The organism is Agrobacterium sp. DE0009, assembly GCF_007680755.1.
Taxonomy (GTDB): Bacteria; Pseudomonadota; Alphaproteobacteria; order Rhizobiales; family Rhizobiaceae; genus Agrobacterium; species Agrobacterium tumefaciens_B.
In genome coordinates, this window is the sequence record NZ_VEIU01000012.1 from 33,548 (window position 1) to 52,396 (window position 18,849).

Consider the following 18,849-nt stretch of genomic DNA (forward strand, 5'->3'; position numbering starts at 1 on the left):
AAACAATGTGGCCGAGGTGGAACAGGAACAGGGTAAGACAATGCTGTTTAAAGACGAAATTCAGATGCTGAAGCGGGTTCCGTTTTTTTCGGAAATGGAGCCATCGAAACTCAAGCTGCTGGCATTCGCATCAGACCGGGTCTCCTATCACGCTGGCGATACACTGTTCCGCCAGGGCGATGTGGGCGATGCCGCCTATGTTCTTCTTACCGGCAAGGTGGATGTCCTGGTCGATTCCCCGTCTGGCACCCTGAAGGTCGCCGAAATGACCGGAAACGCCATCGTCGGCGAAATCGCCATCCTGTGCGACAGCGTCAGAACAGCGACCATTCGTGCCTCCACCAATGTGGAAGCCCTGCGCATCGGCAAGGAGCAGTTCTTCAAACTGATGTCGGACTTCCCCGATATCACGATCAAGGTCATGCGCGTTCTTGCCGAACGCCTCACCCAGACCACGGCAGAACTCAGCAAAGCGCGTACCACCTCCAAAACATGAATGGCATATCTGTGCTACCGGACGCGGCGACATTGGAAAAATAAATGTCGTACTATTGCAATATAAATGAAATGCTGACTGAATAAGGGGAAAGGCGGCCGCTCCAACGAGGGCGGATATAAGAATCTATAGAGACAACGGGCTTCATGGGAGGAAAGCGTGCAAGTTTCCGTTGTTATTGGGGTGTGCCATGGCGTTCAATTCCGACACAACACGTCGGGAAAGTAATAGGAATTTTCGGGTAAAGATCTGGGGTGCGCGGGGAACGCTTCCCGTTTCAGGTGAAAACTTCCGAAAATACGGCGGGAATACCATCTGCATCGAGGTGAGATGCGGTGATCACGTTCTGTTGTTCGATGCAGGTTCGGGCCTTCATCCGGCGGGTCTTGCCCTGCGCGCCGAAGGCGTTACCGACGTCAACCTGTTCTTTTCCCACTGTCACTACGATCACATCGTTGGCTTTCCCTATTTTAAACCCTTCTATAACAGCGCCAATGACGTTGCCATCTGGTCGGGCCACCTCTGCGGCTCCATGACAACGAGGGAAATGCTCAAAGACTTCATGAGCCCCCCCTGGTTCCCGGTCCCACTGGAGATTTGCTGCGCGAAGATGGCGACGCGGGACTTCCTGCCGGGCGATGTGCTTGATGTTCATCCCGGACTCTCGATCAGAACCGGCATGCTCAATCATCCCGGCAACGCCGTTGGGTACCGTCTGGACTGGGAAGGAAAGTCGCTGGCCATCATCACCGATACGGAGCATGAGCCGGGACAAATCGACGAAAACGTGCTCGAACTGATCAGGGACGTCGATCTCTTTCTCTACGACGCCATGTTTACAGATGAGGAAATGGGTCTTTACCGCGGTTATGGCCACTCTTCCTGGCAACAGGCGATCCGTCTTGCCAAACTTGCCGATGCCAAGAATGTCGGCTTCATCCACCACGCGCCCAGCCGCAGCGACGAGGAACTGGATACTATCGTCAAACTGGCGAAAGCCGAGTTCAGCGGTGCGTTTGCCGCCATGGATGGCCAGATTATCGACATCTAAGCGAGCCAATCTGATATGGCTGTCGCCGGCGCGATAGTTTTCCCGGCACCTATGAAGTAGCTTCATTGGAGCGTGCGATCGAACACGCACAATTGACCGCATGCGATCGATTGCTCCACGATATTGCCACGAGGCGGCCCGCATTAAGGGGCCACCACATCATACTGCATTTTGATTCCATGCCGTGAAGGCTATCTGACGGGACTTGCATGATCCGTTTCTTTTCAGAAACCAATTTGAGACGTGCCCGGATCCTCTCCGGCCTCATCATATTTTCTTTCGTTTTCTCCCATCTTATCAACCACTCCCTCGCGCTCATCTCGATCGACACTGCTGAGCGCGCGCGCAAATGGTTCAGCCTGATCTGGCTCAACCCTGTCAGCAGCCTGCTGTTTTACGGTTCGGTTCTGGTTCACGTCTGTCTCGTGTTGCGCTCGCTCTACCTGCGACAGACACTGCGCATGCCGCTACGGGAAGCGCTGCAGATCGTCTTTGGCCTTTCGATCCCATTCCTGATCATCAGCCACGCGGTCAACATCCGCGTGTCGCATATGATGTATGGCATCGATGTCGGCTATTATTCGGTGGTGCGGCGGCTCTGGATCAACAATCCCATGGGCGGCGCCTGGCAAAGCCTCGCCTTGGTTGTCATCTGGGTCCACGGATGTATCGGCCTTTATTTCTGGCTGCGGTACCGGGACTGGTATCCGCGCATCGCCGGCCTTTTCATGACCGTGGCGGTCATGCTGCCGCTTCTGGCGCTCCTCGGCTTCAGTGATGCCGGCCGCTGGCTTCAGGAAATCGATCAGAAATACGCTCTTCCACCTGGGCTGATGGACAGCACCATCCAGAGAGACGAACTGCCGCTGCAGCGGGAGATGGAGACCCGGATCAGTTTCGTCACCGGCACAATAGAAGCGGTTTTCGCCGGCGCTGTTCTCCTCGTCTTCATGTTGCGTGGGGTGCGCAGTTTTCGCCAGCGATTGACCGCCATCGGCATCAACTACGAACATGGCGCGCAGGCGCGTGTTCCGGCGGGGTTCAGCATTCTCGAAGCGAGCCGGCTTGCGGGCATCCCGCACTACTCCGTCTGCGGCGGCAAGGGACGGTGCTCGACCTGTCGCGTCAAGGTTTTGCATAGCAATGGGCCGCTTCCGCCGCCCGGCGATATCGAACAGACAACGTTACGGCGCATTCATGCCGATTCCGATGTGCGGCTGGGCTGCCAGCTTCGCCCCACCAAAGATCTGGATATCGCGCTTCTGGTCTCACCACCCCAGCAAAGCGACCTGCCGGCAGATGCCCAGCCGGCCAGGCCTGGCCGCGAAGAGGAAATAGCCATCCTCTTCTGCGATATCAGAAACTTTACAACGCTATCCGAAGCAAAGCTTCCTTATGACGTCGTTTTCCTGCTCAACCGCTATTTCACCATCGTCGGCCAGGCTGTGGAACAAGCGGGCGGCCATCTGGACAAATTTATCGGCGACGGCGCCATGGCGCTCTTCGGACTGGGGGACGATGCGGAGAATGGCTGTCGCGATGCCATGAAGGCGGCCGCGACCATTTTGCGCGATATAGCAACGCTTAACGAGGGGCTAGAAAAGCAATTTTCTGTCCGGCTCGAAGTGGTGGTCGGCATTCATTCCGGCCCGAGCATCGTCGGCGTCATGGGATACGGTGCTGCAAAAACGCTGACGGCCATCGGCGATACCGTCAATGTTGCAAGCAGGCTCGAATCCAAAGCCAAGGAATTCGGCGCCGCCATCGTGGTTTCCGAACCTGCCATCATTCAGGCGGGGCAGCCGATTGCCGATCTCAGAAGCGAGCAGATCGTCATTCGCGGCCGTAATTCGCAGATGAAGGTCTTCCTGCTCTCTGCAGAAGAGAGCCAGCGCTATCTATGAGGTAGCGCCGTGCCAGGCATAGGCGACCGCCGGCATCAGATCTTTCTGTAAAGGAAATAGCGGTCCGTCGGCACGCTTTCCGGCACCGGCAACGGCTTCAGCATGGCGTGATCCAGAGGCAACCCGCTGATCGCGACGCCGCCCTTCGCCAGCATGCCGGCCGCAAGATCGGGTAACCATGTAAGGGTCACGGCATCCTTTTCGGGGTACCCCGTACCGATATCGGCGTGCACCATGGCCGCCTCCGCGCCGATAAAGGCTGGGGCGGTTTGCGCAATTTCACCAATCACGAGATCACCCTCCGCTGGAACCGAGGAAGCGTGTGCGCCCATGGCCCTGTCGAAGGCAATGATGCGCCGGTCGGGAAAAAGCTCGCGCAGATGATTGAACGTTCGCCCGTTTCCGAGCCCGATTTCCATGAGCGCCCCCTCGCGCGGCAAATCGAGATCAGCGGCGACATGATTGAGGATGTCCCGCTGCGCGCTCAGCCGTCGAATGAAACTGTCCAGTCTGCTCATGCAATCAGGCCTTGATAATGTGTTTTGCAGCAATATTACGCCGCGCGAAGACATTGCGTGTGTCGATGATCAGCGGTGACCATGTGCTCAGGGCGGCATAGTCGACATCATCGTGGTCGGTTGCCACAAGAACCGCATCGAAGCCGCCAATTGTGGCTCTGTCCCACGCCACCGATTTCATGCCCATGAGATGACTGTATTCACGCGTTTTCGGGATTTCGGCAACGAAAGGATCGAAATAGGCAGCGTCGCCACCGCGCTCCTTGATAATCTCGAGCAGCTTGAGCGAAGGGCTTTCGCGAATGTCGGGCACGTTCTTTTTATAAGCGAGCCCAATCACCAGCACCCTGGAACGGCTGAGCGCCTTGCCGGCATGAATATCGAGCGCTTCGGCAAGCCGGCCGATGACATGCCTCGGCATGCCGGTGTTGATTTCGCCGGCAAGCTCGATGAAGCGTGTGGGCAGCTCGTATTCCCGCGATTTCCAGGTGAGATAGAATGGGTCGATCGGGATACAATGGCCGCCGAGACCCGGACCTGGATAAAAAGGCATGAAACCAAACGGCTTGGTTTTTGCCGCGTCGATGACTTCCCAGATGTCGATACCCATCGCCTCGAAGACGACCTTCAGTTCATTGACGAGGGCGATATTGACGGCACGGAAGACGTTTTCGGTGATTTTCACGGCCTCGGCGGTGGCGTTGGTCGAGACTGGGACGATTTTTTTAACCACCGAGCCGTAAAAAGCCGCCATCAGCTCGCCGGACGCGACCCCATCGCCGGCAACGACCTTGGGGATCGTCGAGGTCTCGAAATCGCGATTGCCGGGGTCTTCACGTTCGGGCGAAAAGCCAAGGAAGAAATCGACGCCAGAAACAAGCCCGGTGCTTTCCAGAATGGTCTTCACCACACCATCAGTCGTTCCAGGATAGGTAGTCGATTCCAGAACTATCAGCTGTCCCTTGCGCAGATGGGCGGCAATGTCCCGACAGGTTTTTTCAACGTAGGAAAGGTCCGGCTCCCGATATCTGGTCAAGGGCGTCGGCACACAAATGGCGATGACGTCGCATTCGGCCAGTCTGGAAAAATCGTTGGTTGCGACGAAACCGTCGTCCTGCCGGACATCGCCGAGCACCTCGTCCGAAACCGCCTCGATATAGCTTCGACCGGCGTCGATCGCCGTGATTTTACCTGGATCGATATCGAAACCCACAACCTTGAAACCGCCACTGGCGATCGTCATGGCAAGCGGCAGGCCGACATAGCCGAGCCCGATCACGCCCGCTTTGGCGCTTTTGTTTTCAATGCTGGAAAGCAGGTTCTTGGAGATGTCTGGGGAAGTCAAAGCGTGTCACGCTCCGCGCATGTGCAAAAGATGCTTCTCAGTTGGGCAAGAATGAGGAGCCTGTCAAGGCTCGGCCCTTTCAAATTCCGGTTGACGCCCAAGCCGTCGACAACGCACAACCATCGCCATGAAGATCGCCTTTTATGCGCCGCTCAAATCGCCCAACCATCCCGTTCCCTCCGGCGACCGGCTGATGGCACGTTTGCTGATGAAGGCGATGACGATGAGTGGCCATGAGGTTTTTGTCGCTTCCGAGCTGCGCAGCTTTCTGAAACAACCGGACGATCCGGCACGGTCATCGCTTGCCGATGAGGCCAGGCTCGAAATCGAAACGATCACGGAGCTATGGCGTCAGGACGGCGCACCGGACCTCTGGTTCTGCTACCATCCCTATTACAAGGCCCCGGATCTGCTCGGACCGGAACTGGTGAAGCGTTTCGGCATCCCCTATGTCACAGCCGAGGCATCCTATTCGCCGAAACGCAACGATGTGGGTTGGCAGGCAGTTCAGGACGCGCTGCTCGCCGCACTGAACGGGGCCGCGGTCAATATCTGCTTTACCGCGCGGGATCGTGAAGGGCTTGTATGCGCTTCCCCGAGCCTGCAATGGGCCATGCTACCACCCTTTATCGACGCCCGGTCGTTTCGCGGCAACGCGCCTCGGCCACAGCCATCAAGGCTCATCACCGTCGCCATGATGCGGGCGGGCGATAAGCTCTCAAGCTATCGTAGCCTGTCCGAAGCGCTCGCTTTATTGCCTGAAACTCTCGGCTGGACGCTGGACATCGTCGGCGACGGCCCGGAACGCACGGCCGTGGAGACTATGTTCAGCGCGTTTCCCGATCACCGCCTCGTCTGGCATGGGGAAAAGAGCCCGACAGACATCGCTGCACTTCTTTCAAGAGCATCCCTCTACGTCTGGCCGGGCCATGGCGAGGCTTATGGTCTCGCCTATCTCGAAGCGCAGGCTGCCGGCCTGCCCGTCGTGGCCGAAAAAGTGGCCGGTGTTCCCGAAGTGGTAAAATCCGGCACAACAGGATTACTGACACCGGAAAATGATACAGCCGCTTATGCCGAGGCGATCAAGACCCTGCTCGGCGATGACAGGCAGCGTGAGGAACTGGCAAAAGCGGCCCGCCAATTCGTCATCAATGAACGATCTCTGGAAAACGCCGCAACGAAGCTGAACCATATCCTTTTGCAGGCAAAGGCACGACGATCATGAGTCTGGAAAAACTTAACGCGGCATTGGATGAATGCCGCCGGCGCGGCATAAAGGCCGATCTCTGGCTCCGGGACGACGATGCGGTGGAACCGACACCGGCACTCGAAACGCTGCTCGATCTCTGCGCCGACTTCAGCGTTCCAGTGACGCTCGCGGTCATTCCCGAAAAGACGACGGAGAAACTCGCACGCCATCTTGAGGCTTCGCATATCGCGAAGGTTGCCGTCCACGGTTGGTCGCACACGAACTATGCCAGCGAAAAAGAAAAGAAGCAGGAACTCGGATCACATCGTGAGGCAGCTTTAGTGCTTGACGAATTGCAGTCCGGGCTTGAAAAGCTGCACGATCTGCATGGCAGCCGTTTCGTGCCAATGCTCGTGCCACCATGGAACCGCATCGACGCCGGTATCGTGGAAAGGCTGGCGGGTCTTGGCTACCGCGCCCTCTCCGTTTTCGGTCCGGAGAAACCCGGTCTTCCGCCACGCCTGAACACCCATGTTGACGTGATTGACTGGCACGGTAGCCGAGGTGGTCGCGACGCTGATGTGCTATTCGCAGAAACCGCCGCCCGTATTCAGAGCGCAGCCGAAAGCGGCGCAACGACCGGGATCCTTGCCCATCATCTCGTCCATGATGGCGCGGTTTGGGATTTCCTGAGACGGCTTTTCGAGGTCACCTGCGGTCATCCGGCCGCCCGCTGGCGGTCTTCGAAGGACCTCATCGACAACCTCTCACCATGATTTCCAGGCGATGAGCATGCCGCTCGCCGCGTTCGAAAGTGTGCGTCTGATCGCCTCGACCTCTTCAAAGGGCGCGCGATCCTGAAGAGACGCGGCGACGAAACCCGCCGGCGCAAGGCTGATGCTTCCCGCTCGCGCTGTGATGGTGAAGATCAGCGGGCCTGTGGACCACCAGGCCGGCGCACGCGGCATGTCCCTCAAAATCCCTGGAAATGACTCGAGCATCTTGCGGAAGACCGGATGGCCAACAGGTGTAGCAATGAAGGAATTGGCAAGCAGCGTGCTGCCCTGCCCCGTGTCGCGCGGCGTTTTTTCATCGAACACCGTCAACCCCACCAGAGGGAGAAAGGCGTCAAAGCTCACATCGTCGCTGGCCGGATACCAGTCGCAGTCAAGATAGATCCCGCCAAAACGCTCCAGCAGGATGTAACGGGCAACATCCACCGCGCCCGGATAATCGCCTTCATCCAGCATCGCCTTAAAGGCGCCGTTCGATAAAACCCCTTCCCGCTCCAGATCGGCCTCGCGCCAGAGGCGATAGTCATAGCCGTGCTTCGCAGCGTGCGCCGCCCACGCCCCAACCGACACGGGGGGCGCTTTGTTTCCGATCCATATCTGGTGGATACATCTTGGCACAGGCTCGCGGCTTTTGAGGCTGATCAAGCGGCGCTCCTCCGTGGAAAACCGCGCATATTTCTCCAACGCCTGCGGCGGCGGAACCAGCGTATATTGATACCCGATCCTGGCGACCAGATCACCTTCGGCCTTGGCAAGCCGCAACCTTGCCGCATGCAGCCGGCGCGGCAGGCCAAGCACGGTCTGCTCCCCCATCAGGTGCGCATCTTTTGCTGCAACGAGTGATAGGAGAAGCGCATGCGCTTCCGCATATTGGCCATCAGTTTGCAACTGACGGGCTTTCTCCAGCTGGCCGTCGTAATATTTCTTATCGGGCATGGATCCTCGTCCAGAAAGGCTCGTTAACTTATGGTCAAACAAAAGGCATGAGGCAGGCACCGCATTTCGGAAGCCGGCTTTGAATTTGCTAAACAATTCATTGTTTCAGAGGCATAGACAGACAACAAGCCCTACGATAACGTGAATTTAAGCCCTCCTGAGCAATTGTCACAAGGCAACGATAGAGAGACGGCAAGGAACACTTTGGCATGAGCGCTGGCGCAGATTTGCTCCGTATCGAAAATCTGCGGGTCTCATTTTCTCTCATGGGCGGCACCATCGATGCCGTCAGGGACACCAGCCTTCGCATTCTTCCGGGAAAAGTAACAGCCTTGGTGGGCGAATCCGGCTCAGGCAAGTCGGTCATCGGCCAGACGATCATGGGGATTCATCCCAAGACGGCGCGAGTGAGCGGCCGCGTGCTCTTTACCGATCCAGAAAATGCCGCCGCCGGCCCCGTCGATCTCTTGCAATTGCCGAAGGATGGACGGGAAATCCGCTCGATCCGCGGCAATCGCATCGGCCTTATCTTTCAGGAGCCCATGACCTCCTTTTCGCCGCTGCACACAATCGGCAACCAGATCGATGAAGCGCTTCGCATTCACAGCATCCTGTCACCGGCAGAGCGTGCTGAAAAAATGTACGAGACCCTCGACCTCGTCGGCTTTTCAAATCCCAAGAAGGTCGTGAACATGTATCCGTTCGAACTGTCGGGCGGCATGCGACAGCGCGCGATGATCGCCATGGCGCTCATCTGTCGTCCGGCACTTCTCATCGCCGATGAGCCGACGACCGCGCTTGATGTGACGATACAGGCGCAGATTCTGAAACTGCTGCGCGATCTTCAGAGCCGGCTCAACATGAGCATGCTGCTCATCACCCACGATCTGGGCGTGGTGGCAAACATCGCCGACGAGGTTGCCGTGATCTATCAGGGCGAAATCATGGAAGCCGGCACCGTCGACGACATTTTCAAGGCGCCTGCCCACCCTTATCTGAAGGGGCTGATGGCGGCTGTGCCTCACTTCGACATGAAGCCGGGCGAAAGGCTGAAGGCGCTGCGTGAAATCAACATCGACCACGAAAGTCTGGTCGGCAAGAAGACCGCCGCGGTTAACAAGACCCCCGGCCCGCTGCTGACGGTAGACAATATCAGCAAGACCTTCACGACCCGCAAATCGAGCTGGTTCCGCAAAGGCGCTGCCAATGCGACCAAGGCTGTGGATAGCGTCAGTTTCGAAATCCGCCGTGGCGAATGTCTCGGCCTGGTCGGCGAAAGCGGCAGCGGCAAAACAACCGTCAGCAAAATCCTGATGCGCGCGGTTCGTCCCGATGAGGGCTCGATAACTTTCCATCGGAAGGAAGGCGATATCGATGTGCTCAATGCCAAGGACGGTGAACTGAAAGAGCTGCGCTCGAAGATACAGATGGTCTTCCAGGACCCGATTTCCTCGCTCTCGCCGCGCATGACCATCGGCAACATTCTGAGCGAACCGCTTGAAATCCATGGACGCGGCGACGCCAAATACCGGGCGGAAAAAGTTCGTGGTCTGGTCAGGGCGATCGGCCTTGGCGAAAGCGCACTGAACCGTTATCCGCACAGCTTCTCCGGTGGCCAGCGGCAGCGTATCGGTATTGCCAGGGCGCTGGCACTCGGACCGGAACTGCTGATCTGCGATGAACCCGTTTCTGCCCTCGACGTGTCCGTGCAGGCACAAATCCTCAATCTACTGAAGGACTTGCAGCAGGATCTCGGGCTGACCTATCTCTTCATCTCGCACAATCTGGCGGTCGTGGACTATATGGCGGACCGTGTAGCTGTCATGTGTGAAGGCCGTATCGTGGAGCTGGCGCCGCGCGAGAGCCTGATGCGCGCTCCCGTCCACCCCTATACAAAATCGCTGCTCGCAGCCGTGCCCTTCCCCGATCTCGATCGCCCGCTTGATTTTAGCACCATCGGCAAAATCAGCGCGACGGGCAAATTCGACTGGGGCAAACAATTCCGGGATGACGGCGACGGCCAGATGGTTTCAGCCGACCTCGGCGAGGGTCATTTCGTGCTGGCCAACGGCAATGCCGATATCAGGGAGCTTCGCCCTTGATCACGCGTCGCACCACCCTTGCCCTTCTGGCCTCCGTTTTTATGCCGGCCTTTGCGCGCGCCGCTTATGTTGATCCTGACTACTTCAAGGAAAAGCGCGAGAAAGGCGAATTACCGGGCGTCGCCGACCGGCTGCCGAAAAACCCGCGTGTGATCGACGTGAAAGCGCTCGGTCGTGAGCCCGGAAAACACGGCGGAACGGTGCGCATGCTGATCGGTGGGCAGCGAGATATCCGCCTGATGCCCATCAGCAACTATGCCCGGCTGGTCGGATATGATGAGAAATTCGAGCTGCATCCGGATATCCTCGAAAGCTACGAGGTCCAGGAAGAGCGCATTTTCACCTTCAAGCTGCGTGAGGGCCACAAATGGTCCGATGGCAGCGATTTCACGTCAGAGGATTTTCGCTATTTCTGGGAGGATGTCGCTCTTAATAAGGAAATCCACAAGGGTGGCCCGCCAATCGAGCTTCTCGTCAACAACAAGCCACCCCAGATCGAGGTGATCGACAAGCTGACCGTGCGTTACAGCTGGGATGGCCCGAACCCGGATTTTCTGGCGAAGCTTGCGGCAGCGTCGCCGGCGCGGCTGTTCTTGCCAGCCGCGTACATGAAGCAGTTCCACGTCAAATATCAGACGCCGGAAAACCTCGCCAAGCTCATCAAGAAAAACAAGGCGGATGACTGGAGCGGTCTGCACATCAAGATGTCGCGGCAGGTGCGCCCGGAAAACCCTGCTCTGCCAACGCTTGACGCCTGGCGCAACACCACCGCACCACCGGCCGAACAATTCGTCTTCGAACGCAATCCCTATTACCACCGCGTCGATGAAAACGGGCTGCAACTGCCCTATCTCGACCGCTTCCTGCTGAACGTCACTTCGTCCGATATCATTTCCGCCAAGACAGCCTCGGGCGATAGCGACCTGCAATATTTCGGCCTCGATTTTGCCGATTACACGTTCCTGAAGGACGCGGAGAAGCGTTTTCCCCTGAAGGTTAATCTCTACAAGCGCTCCCAGGGCTCGCGCATCGCGCTCCTGCCAAATCTCAACTGCGCCGATCCGGTCTGGCGAAGCACGTTCCAGGACGTGCGTGTGCGCCGTGCTCTGTCGCTTGCCATCAACCGGCACGAAATCAACATGGTCTGCTTTTACGGGCTCGCCAAGGAAAGCGCCGACACCGTTCTACCGGAAAGCCCGCTTTACCGGCAGGAATTTGCGGACGCCTGGAGCGCCTTTGACCGCGCAGCGGCAAACAGATTGCTCGATGAGGTCGGTCTCGACAAACGCGACGATGCCGGCCTTCGTCTTCTGCCGGACGGCCGCCCGGCTTACATTATCGTCGAGACCACGGGCGAAAGCACGCTGGAAACCGACGTGATGGAGCTGGTCACGGACCACTGGCGGCATATCGGCATCGCGGTTTCCGTTCGTCCTACCCAGCGTGATGTTTTCCGAAAGCGCGCCATGGGCGGCGAGGTCTTGATGTCGGTGTGGATGGGGATGGATAATGGCGTGCCCACGGCCGACATGCTGCCGTCAGGGCTTGCCCCCACAGGCGACGACCAGCTTCAATGGCCGGTCTGGGGCATTCACTATCTCTCGGGCGGCCGCGAGGGTAAGGAGCCCGACCTGAAGGAAGCCGCCCATCTGCTCGATCTCCTGAAGACCTGGCGCAGAAGCGTGACAGAGGAAGAACGCGAGGCGATCTGGCTGGAAATGCTTGGCGTTTACACCCAGCAGGTCTTTTCCATCGGCATTGTCAACGGCGCGCTGCAACCGGTTGTCCATGTGAAGCGCATGCGAAACGTGCCGGACAAGGCGCTTTTCGGTTATGAACCGACATCGTATCTCGGCGTCTACATGCCGGATACGTTCTGGTATGACGGAGAGGCCTGATATGCTGCGGTATATTTTAAAGCGCATCCTCGTCATGATCCCAACACTGATCCTGATTTCGATGCTTGTCTTCACCATCATCGAGCTGCCGCCGGGTGACTATTTCGAAAGTTATGTCGCCGAGTTGCGCGCCATGGGCGAGACGGCGAACCTTGCTGAAATCGAGGAGTTGCGCGCCCGCTATGGTTTCGACCAGCCTGCACCGATCCGCTACTTCCGCTGGGCGACGGGTATGTTGGTCGGCGATTTCGGATATTCCTTCGAATATCAGCTGCCCGTCAGCGATGTCGTGGGCGACCGCCTCTGGCTGACGGTGCTCGTGTCCTTCCTGACGATCATCGTCACGTGGCTCATTGCCTTCCCGATCGGCATCTATTCCGCCACCCACAAATACAGCTGGGGCGATTATGGCCTCACCTTCCTCGGCCTGCTCGGCATCGCCATTCCAAACTTCATGTTGGCGTTGATCCTGATGTATTTCGCCAACATCTGGTTCGGCATCTCCATCGGCCACCTGATGGACCGGGAGTACCTCAATCAGGCGATGAGCTGGGCGAAGTTCAAGTCGATCCTCGAGCATATCTGGATACCGGTGCTCATCATCGGCACGGCGGGCACCGCCGGCATGATCCGTCGGCTGCGCGCCAACCTTCTGGATGAGCTGCAGAAACAATATGTGGTGACCGCTCGCGCCAAGGGTCTGCACCCCTTCAAGGTGCTGACCAAATATCCGCTACGCATGGCTCTCAACTTCTTCATCTCGGATATCGGCTCTATCCTGCCCGCCATTATATCGGGAGCGGAAATCACAGCGGTCGTCCTGTCGCTGGAAACAACCGGCCCGATGCTGATCAGGGCGTTGCAGAGTCAGGACATGTATCTGGCCGGCTCGTTCCTGATGTTCCTTGCCTTCCTGACGGTCATCGGCGTTCTGGTTTCGGACATAGCCCTTGCCATACTCGATCCCCGAATCCGCTTTGGAGGTGGTAACGTCAAATGACTTCATCCATCCCGAAGCCCGGCGACGCCCTTCCCCATTATGTCTCGACAGCGCCTTTCGATCCTTCTCTGATCGAACCCAACACATCGGGCATGGCCGCCTTCAGCAAGGCGTCGCAGCTGCGCCTGATGTGGTGGCAGTTCCGCCAGCACAAGATTGCCGTCTGGTCCGGCGCTTTTCTGCTGGTGCTTTATCTGTCCATCCTCATCTGCGAATTCCTTGCGCCCTATAATCTGCACACCCGCAACATCGATCATATCTACGCGCCGCCGCAGTCCATTCATCTCTTCAACGACGGAAAATTTGTCGGGCCCTTCGTTTATGGCCGCGAGATGACGCTCAACATGGATAATCTGCGGCGCGTCTACCGCGACGTGCCAACGGATATCCAGCCGCTGCGCTTCTTCTGCAAGGGTGACACCTATCGTTTCTGGGGCCTGTTTGAAGGCAGAACCCACTTCGTCTGCCCGGCCGAAGGCGGAGAAATGTTCCTGCTTGGCACCGACCGGCTCGGCCGTGACGTGCTTTCCCGCATCATCTACGGCGCGCGCATTTCGTTGACTATCGGCCTTCTCGGCGTCGCGATGAGCTTCGTTCTCGGCATTGTGATCGGTGGTCTCGCGGGATATCGCGGCGGCACATTCGACCTGATCGTCCAGCGCATCATCGAGGTGCTGCAATCCATTCCGAGCATTCCGCTCTGGCTGGCGCTCGCCGCAATCATGCCGGTGACCTGGAGCCCCATCCTCGTCTATCTCGGCATCACCATTATTCTCGGCATGCTGGACTGGACGGGCCTTGCGCGCGCCGTGCGTTCCAAACTGCTGGCGCTTCGCGAAGAAGACTATGTTTTGTCAGCACAATTGATGGGCGCCGGAACTTCGCGCATCATTGGCCGACACCTCATTCCCGGCTTCATGTCACATCTCATCGCTTCGGCGACGCTCACCATTCCCGGCATGATCCTCGGCGAGACTGCGTTGAGCTTCCTCGGCCTCGGTCTTCGGCCACCGATCACAAGTTGGGGAATTCTGCTCACGGAGGCGCGCAGCGTCAGCGTCATTGCGCTATATCCGTGGCTTCTCATCCCGACGATCCCGGTCGTTCTCGTCATCCTGGCCTTTAATTTCTTCGGCGACGGACTACGTGATGCGGCGGACCCCTTCAGATAAAATGGAATACACCTTGATCTATTGCCCTTCAGCCATCGCCTTTTTTGTGGAAGGCAAAAAGAGGTGTGGCCCATGAGCTCCCGTTTGAACGACGCGCGCATTCTCATGTACAGCCATGATTCCTTCGGTCTCGGCCATCTGCGGCGCTGTCGCACGATCGCGCACGCGCTGGTGGAGGACTATCGCGGCCTGAACGTTCTCATCATTTCAGGCGCCACCATTGCCGGTGCATTCGATTACCGCGCCCGCGTCGATTTCGTGAAAATCCCGAGCGTCATCAAGCTCCGCAATGGTGAATACACCTCGATGGACAGGCACATCGATCTTCAGGAAACGCTGAAGATGCGCCGCTCCATCATCTATCATACCGCCGAAAGCTTTAAGCCTGACATCTTCATCGTCGACAAGGAGCCCATGGGCTTGCGCGGCGAGGTGGAAGAGACGCTCGCCTATCTCAAGGGACAGGGCACCAAGCTCGTCATCGGCCTGCGCGACGTCATGGATGCGCCGCAGCTGCTCGAGGCCGAGTGGAAGCGCAACAATGTCATGAACAAGATCGGCAAGCTCTATGACCATGTCTGGGTCTATGGTCCGCCTGATTTTCACGATCCGCTGACGGGGCTCGACGTTCCGAAGACCGTTCGCGACAAGATGGATTTCGTCGGCTTTCTCCAGCGATCCAAGACGCAGGCCGAGACAGTGGCTCACCGGCCGGAAGGCGATTATCTTCTCATCACCACCGGCGGCGGTGGCGACGGCAGTGAATTGATCGACGACGTCATCAACGCCTATCACCATGACCCAGAACTGACCCACAAGGCGCTCGTCGTGCTTGGCCCCTATATGCCGGCAGATCAGCGCCAGCGCTTCATGAGCAGCGTCGCCGATATCCCGCATATCGAGATCATCGAATTCGACAACCGCATGGAAGACCTCGTCGCTGGTGCGCAGGCCGTTGTATCGATGGGCGGCTACAATACTGTTTGCGAGATATTATCCTTCGATAAGCCCGCCCTCGTTGTGCCCCGCACGGTACCGCGGGAAGAACAGCTGATCCGCGCCAGTCGTGCATCCGAGCTTGGTCTTTTCGACATGCTGCTGCCGGAAGATGCCGAAAACCCGGCAAAAATGGCGGCAGCGCTAAAGGCCCTGCCCAATCGCGCGCCGCCTTCGGTCAGCGCGCGCGGCTTGAAGCTCGACGGTCTCGAAAACATCTCCCGCAGAATTGCCGAATGGCTGCCGCCCGAGGGTGAGAGATCACAGATGACGCTGAGCGCCTGATGTCGGCTCGGCACCAATTTTTAGAGACACGCACGCTGTGACTGATACGAAAAAAATCGTGGTGCTCCTGAAGGGCTACCCGCGCCTGTCTGAGACGTTCATCGCCCAGGAACTTCTGGGGCTGGAAAAGGCGGGGCTGGAACTCGAACTCGTGTCGATGCGCCGGCCGACGGATAAGAAGCGTCATCCTGTCCACGATGAAATCCGGGCGCCCGTCACATATCTGCCGGAATATCTGCATGAAGAGCCTTTGCGGGTCCTGAAAGCGCTCTGGGCCTGCCGCAAGAAGCGCGGTTTCAGCAGAGCGCTTCGCCGTTTTTTCAGCGACCTGCCGCATGATTTCAGCCGCAACCGCTTCCGCCGCTTTGGGCAGGCCGCGGTGCTCGCGCATGAATGGCCAGAGGATGCCGAATGGCTGCATGTCCATTTCATCCACACGCCCGCGTCGGTCGCAGCCTATACCCATCTCATCACGGACGTGCCGTGGACGATTTCGGCGCACGCAAAGGACATCTGGACCTCCGGCGACCGCGACCTTGCGGCCAAGCTGCAAAGCGCCCGCTGGGCCGTTACCTGCACCGCTGGTGGCTTTCAGCACCTGCAGACTCTTTCCGGGGCGCGGCAAAATGTGCATCTAAGCTATCACGGTCTCGATCTCACCCGATTTCCGCATTTCGAAACGCCCCGCCCAGCGCGGGACGGATCCAATCCGGATGACCCCGTTCGGATTTTGAGCGTCGGTCGGGCAGTGAAGAAAAAGGGCATCGATATTCTGCTGCGGGCACTCGCTTCGCTTCCCCATGGCATCCATTGGCGCTTCACCCATATCGGCGGCGGTGACGAACTGACCCCACTGAAAAGACTGGCCGACGAACTCGGCATCGCCGACAGGATCGTCTGGACCGGCGCCATGGACCAGAAGCAGGTGCTGGAGAATTATCGGGAAGCCGACCTCTTTGCGCTGGCCTGCCGCATCACCAGCGATGGCGATCGCGACGGTCTACCCAATGTGCTGGTCGAGGCAGCGAGCCAGGCGCTGACCTGCGTTTCCACCAATATTTCAGGCATTCCGGAGTTCTTCGTCAATGGCGAAAACGGTCTGCTGACGGAGCCGGAAAATCCGGCAGCCTTTGCGGAAGCGCTGCGCAGCGCGATCACCGATCCGCAACTGCGCCAACGTCTGGGCGCTGCCGCCGAAAACCGCGTGCGAACCGCCTTCGATCATCGCACCAGTATCGCGGAATTGAAGGCTCTGTTCGAGACCGAGTGGGAAAAGACACAATGACCGAGATGGAAAAACGTCCCTGTGTTTTCTTTTACGTCCAGCATCTTCTCGGCATCGGCCATATTGCCCGCGCCAGCCGCATCGCCAATGCTCTGCAGGCGGATGGCTTTGACGTTGTTCTCGTCACCGGCGGTACTCCAGTTCCGGGTTTTCCGGGTGAAGGCATCCGCCATGTGGAGTTGCCGCCGATCGCCGTGAGTGACGGCAGCTTTTCCGGCCTTGTCGACAGTGCCGGTAAGCCGGTTGACGACGCCTTCAAGAACCTCAGAACCGACATGCTGATCGGCGCCTATCACGGCGCGAAACCCGATATCGTCATCATCGAGGCTTTCCCCTTCGGCCGCAGACAGGTGCGCTTCGAATTGCTGCCGCTGCTGGACGAGATTGAAGACAGCGAACCGCGCCCGCTCGTCATGACATCGCTGCGTGATATCCTGCAGGAAAAGATCAAGCCGGGCCGGGACGAAGAGACCGTTTCTCTGGTGAAGAAACATTTCGACGCCGTGCTGGTGCACGGTGATCCCGATTTCGCCCGACTGGAAGATACATTCCCCCTCGCCGACGAGATCAGCCAGCGCATTGTCTATACCGGGCTCGTCGCCCCGCTGCCACCGCCGGAGCCGGTGGAAAAATTCGATATCGTCGTTTCCGCAGGTGGTGGTGCTGTCGGTGCAGCGCTCATCCGGGCAGCGCGTGAGGCCGTCCCGTTGCTCCCTGGCATCAAAAGCTGGTGCCTCGTCACCGGCCCGAACATGCCGCAGGTGGATTTCGATGCGATCTCCGCTGAAGCGCCGGACAATGTCTCCGTCTTCCGCTTCCGCAAGGATTTCGCCAGTCTTCTGGCAGGCGCGCGGCTTTCAGTCTCGCAGGCGGGCTACAACACCGTTTGCGACATCCTCCAGGCGAAATGCCGCTCGCTTCTTATCCCCTTCGCGGCCGGGGGCGAGACGGAGCAGAGCGCCCGCGCGGAACGGTTGGCGCGGCTCGGGCTGGCGCAGGTGCTGGAGGAAAAAAACATCTCTGGACAGTCCATGGCCGACGCCATCGAGGCAGCTCTGGCGCTGCCGGAACCGGGCAAGGTTCACCTCGATCTCGATGGCGCCGCCGGCACCGCTAGAGCGCTACGCCGCCTTTATGACGAGAGGTGAGAATTGCCTTTAATTGGCGCACGGCGGCTTCGTCCGTCGCCTTCCGCCCTGCACCGGTGAAACCAAGCTTCGCCACCATGCTTTCCGGATCATAGGATGGCATGGCGGAACAGGAAGCGTGGATTTCCGTGATCGGAAAGCGATCCAGCAAGGCCTGAACGCTTTGCGGGCGCACACCGGCACCCGGCATGATGACGATGCGGCCCTTGGCGACATCCGATAGACGCGCCAAAGTCTCGATGCCCTCCAGCGCCGAGCGCGCACCGCCTGAGGTGAGGACGCGAGGAAAACCGAGCGAGATAGCAGCCTCCAGAGCCTCCTCCATATCGGGCGCGACATCGAAAGCGCGGTGAAGCGTCATGTCCAGCCCATCCGCGTGGCGGCGCAATTCTTCAAGCAACAGCATATCAAGCGAGCCATCGGCACGCGATGCGCCGATCACCACGCCGGAAAGCCCTGCCACGCGTGCCGCATCGATATCGCGCTTCATCACGTCGGCCTCGTCGCGCGTGAACACGAAATCGCCGGCGCGCGGCCGGATCATCACGCTCACCGGCAGTCCATAGGTCGCCGCCCGCTGCATGAACCCTGCCGATGGGGTGACCCCGCCGCCCGAAAGCGCGGCACAAAGTTCGATACGGTCTGCCCCGCCCCTCACGGCCGCTTCCAGACCCGCCACATCGTCCACGCAAATTTCGAGAATCATAGGTACCTCTTTCATCCGGGTGGC

General features: G+C 58.6%; 16 protein-coding genes. 12 read left to right on the forward strand and 4 right to left on the reverse strand.

Features of this window, described 5'->3' with window-relative positions:
• Nucleotides 1-40: 40 nt before the first annotated feature.
• The 3 genes from FS804_RS23670 (at nt 41) to FS804_RS23680 (ending at nt 3,451) form a co-directional block, all read left to right on the forward strand.
• Nucleotides 41-496: a cyclic nucleotide-binding domain-containing protein gene (locus tag FS804_RS23670; protein WP_063948480.1), complete on the forward strand. Its 456-nt coding sequence runs from the start codon at nt 41-43 to the stop codon at nt 494-496.
• 190 nt (nt 497-686) lie between these two features.
• Nucleotides 687-1,547 carry an MBL fold metallo-hydrolase gene (locus FS804_RS23675; protein WP_144579231.1) on the forward strand — a complete coding sequence of 287 codons (861 nt, stop codon included), beginning with the start codon at nt 687-689 and terminating at the stop codon, nt 1,545-1,547.
• Between the two features lie 209 nt (nt 1,548-1,756).
• Nucleotides 1,757-3,451 carry an adenylate/guanylate cyclase domain-containing protein gene (locus FS804_RS23680; RefSeq protein ID WP_144579232.1) on the forward strand — a complete coding sequence of 565 codons (1,695 nt, stop codon included), beginning with the start codon at nt 1,757-1,759 and terminating at the stop codon, nt 3,449-3,451.
• A gap of 35 nt (nt 3,452-3,486) precedes the next feature.
• Here the strand turns inward: FS804_RS23680 and FS804_RS23685 are convergent, their stop codons facing one another.
• Nucleotides 3,487-3,969 (reverse strand): class I SAM-dependent methyltransferase, encoded by a 483-nt coding sequence (locus tag FS804_RS23685; RefSeq protein WP_063948420.1) that lies wholly within the window; start codon nt 3,967-3,969, stop codon nt 3,487-3,489.
• Between the two features lie 4 nt (nt 3,970-3,973).
• Nucleotides 3,974-5,314: a nucleotide sugar dehydrogenase gene (locus tag FS804_RS23690; protein WP_186376972.1), complete on the reverse strand. Its 1,341-nt coding sequence runs from the start codon at nt 5,312-5,314 to the stop codon at nt 3,974-3,976.
• Between the two features lie 127 nt (nt 5,315-5,441).
• On the opposite strand from FS804_RS23690, the gene FS804_RS23695 reads away from it, so the two are divergent.
• Nucleotides 5,442-6,539, forward strand: a complete 1,098-nt coding sequence (locus FS804_RS23695; RefSeq protein WP_144579233.1) for a glycosyltransferase family 4 protein — start codon at nt 5,442-5,444, stop codon at nt 6,537-6,539.
• Complete coding sequence (locus tag FS804_RS23700) at nt 6,536-7,279, forward strand: polysaccharide deacetylase family protein (RefSeq protein WP_144579234.1); 744 nt, start codon at nt 6,536-6,538, stop codon at nt 7,277-7,279. The genes FS804_RS23695 and FS804_RS23700 overlap by 4 nt, the downstream gene beginning before the upstream one ends.
• On the opposite strand, the gene FS804_RS23705 is transcribed toward FS804_RS23700, so the two are convergent.
• Nucleotides 7,271-8,233 (reverse strand): glycosyltransferase family 32 protein, encoded by a 963-nt coding sequence (locus tag FS804_RS23705; protein WP_186376973.1) that lies wholly within the window; start codon nt 8,231-8,233, stop codon nt 7,271-7,273. The two genes, FS804_RS23700 and FS804_RS23705, sit on opposite strands and share 9 nt — an antisense overlap.
• A 209-nt stretch (nt 8,234-8,442) precedes the next feature.
• On the opposite strand from FS804_RS23705, the gene FS804_RS23710 reads away from it, so the two are divergent.
• From FS804_RS23710 to FS804_RS23740, 7 genes are all read left to right on the forward strand, one after another.
• Nucleotides 8,443-10,335, forward strand: coding sequence for an ABC transporter ATP-binding protein (locus FS804_RS23710; RefSeq protein ID WP_144579235.1), 1,893 nt, complete (start codon nt 8,443-8,445; stop codon nt 10,333-10,335).
• Complete coding sequence (locus FS804_RS23715; RefSeq protein WP_063948407.1) at nt 10,332-12,233, forward strand: ABC transporter substrate-binding protein; 1,902 nt, start codon at nt 10,332-10,334, stop codon at nt 12,231-12,233. The genes FS804_RS23710 and FS804_RS23715 overlap by 4 nt, the downstream gene beginning before the upstream one ends.
• Before the next feature lies 1 nt (nt 12,234).
• Nucleotides 12,235-13,233 carry an ABC transporter permease gene (locus tag FS804_RS23720; RefSeq protein WP_144579236.1) on the forward strand — a complete coding sequence of 333 codons (999 nt, stop codon included), beginning with the start codon at nt 12,235-12,237 and terminating at the stop codon, nt 13,231-13,233.
• On the forward strand, nt 13,230-14,405 hold the full coding sequence (locus FS804_RS23725) for an ABC transporter permease (protein WP_144579237.1): 1,176 nt from the start codon (nt 13,230-13,232) through the stop codon (nt 14,403-14,405). The genes FS804_RS23720 and FS804_RS23725 overlap by 4 nt, the downstream gene beginning before the upstream one ends.
• A gap of 72 nt (nt 14,406-14,477) precedes the next feature.
• Nucleotides 14,478-15,686, forward strand: a complete 1,209-nt coding sequence (locus tag FS804_RS23730; RefSeq protein ID WP_063948401.1) for a glycosyltransferase family protein — start codon at nt 14,478-14,480, stop codon at nt 15,684-15,686.
• Nucleotides 15,687-15,723: 37 nt separating this feature from the next.
• Nucleotides 15,724-16,971, forward strand: a complete 1,248-nt coding sequence (locus tag FS804_RS23735) for a glycosyltransferase (RefSeq protein ID WP_186376974.1) — start codon at nt 15,724-15,726, stop codon at nt 16,969-16,971.
• A complete protein-coding gene (locus FS804_RS23740; RefSeq protein ID WP_144579238.1) occupies nt 16,968-18,119 on the forward strand; it encodes a glycosyltransferase family protein in 1,152 nt (383 codons plus the stop codon). The genes FS804_RS23735 and FS804_RS23740 overlap by 4 nt, the downstream gene beginning before the upstream one ends.
• Here FS804_RS23740 and FS804_RS23745 read toward each other — a convergent pair.
• The gene (locus FS804_RS23745; protein WP_144579239.1) at nt 18,085-18,825 is read right to left on the reverse strand and encodes a copper homeostasis protein CutC; all 741 of its coding nucleotides are present in this window, start codon (nt 18,823-18,825) and stop codon (nt 18,085-18,087) included. The genes FS804_RS23740 and FS804_RS23745 overlap by 35 nt on opposite strands.
• Nucleotides 18,826-18,849 lie beyond the last annotated feature (24 nt).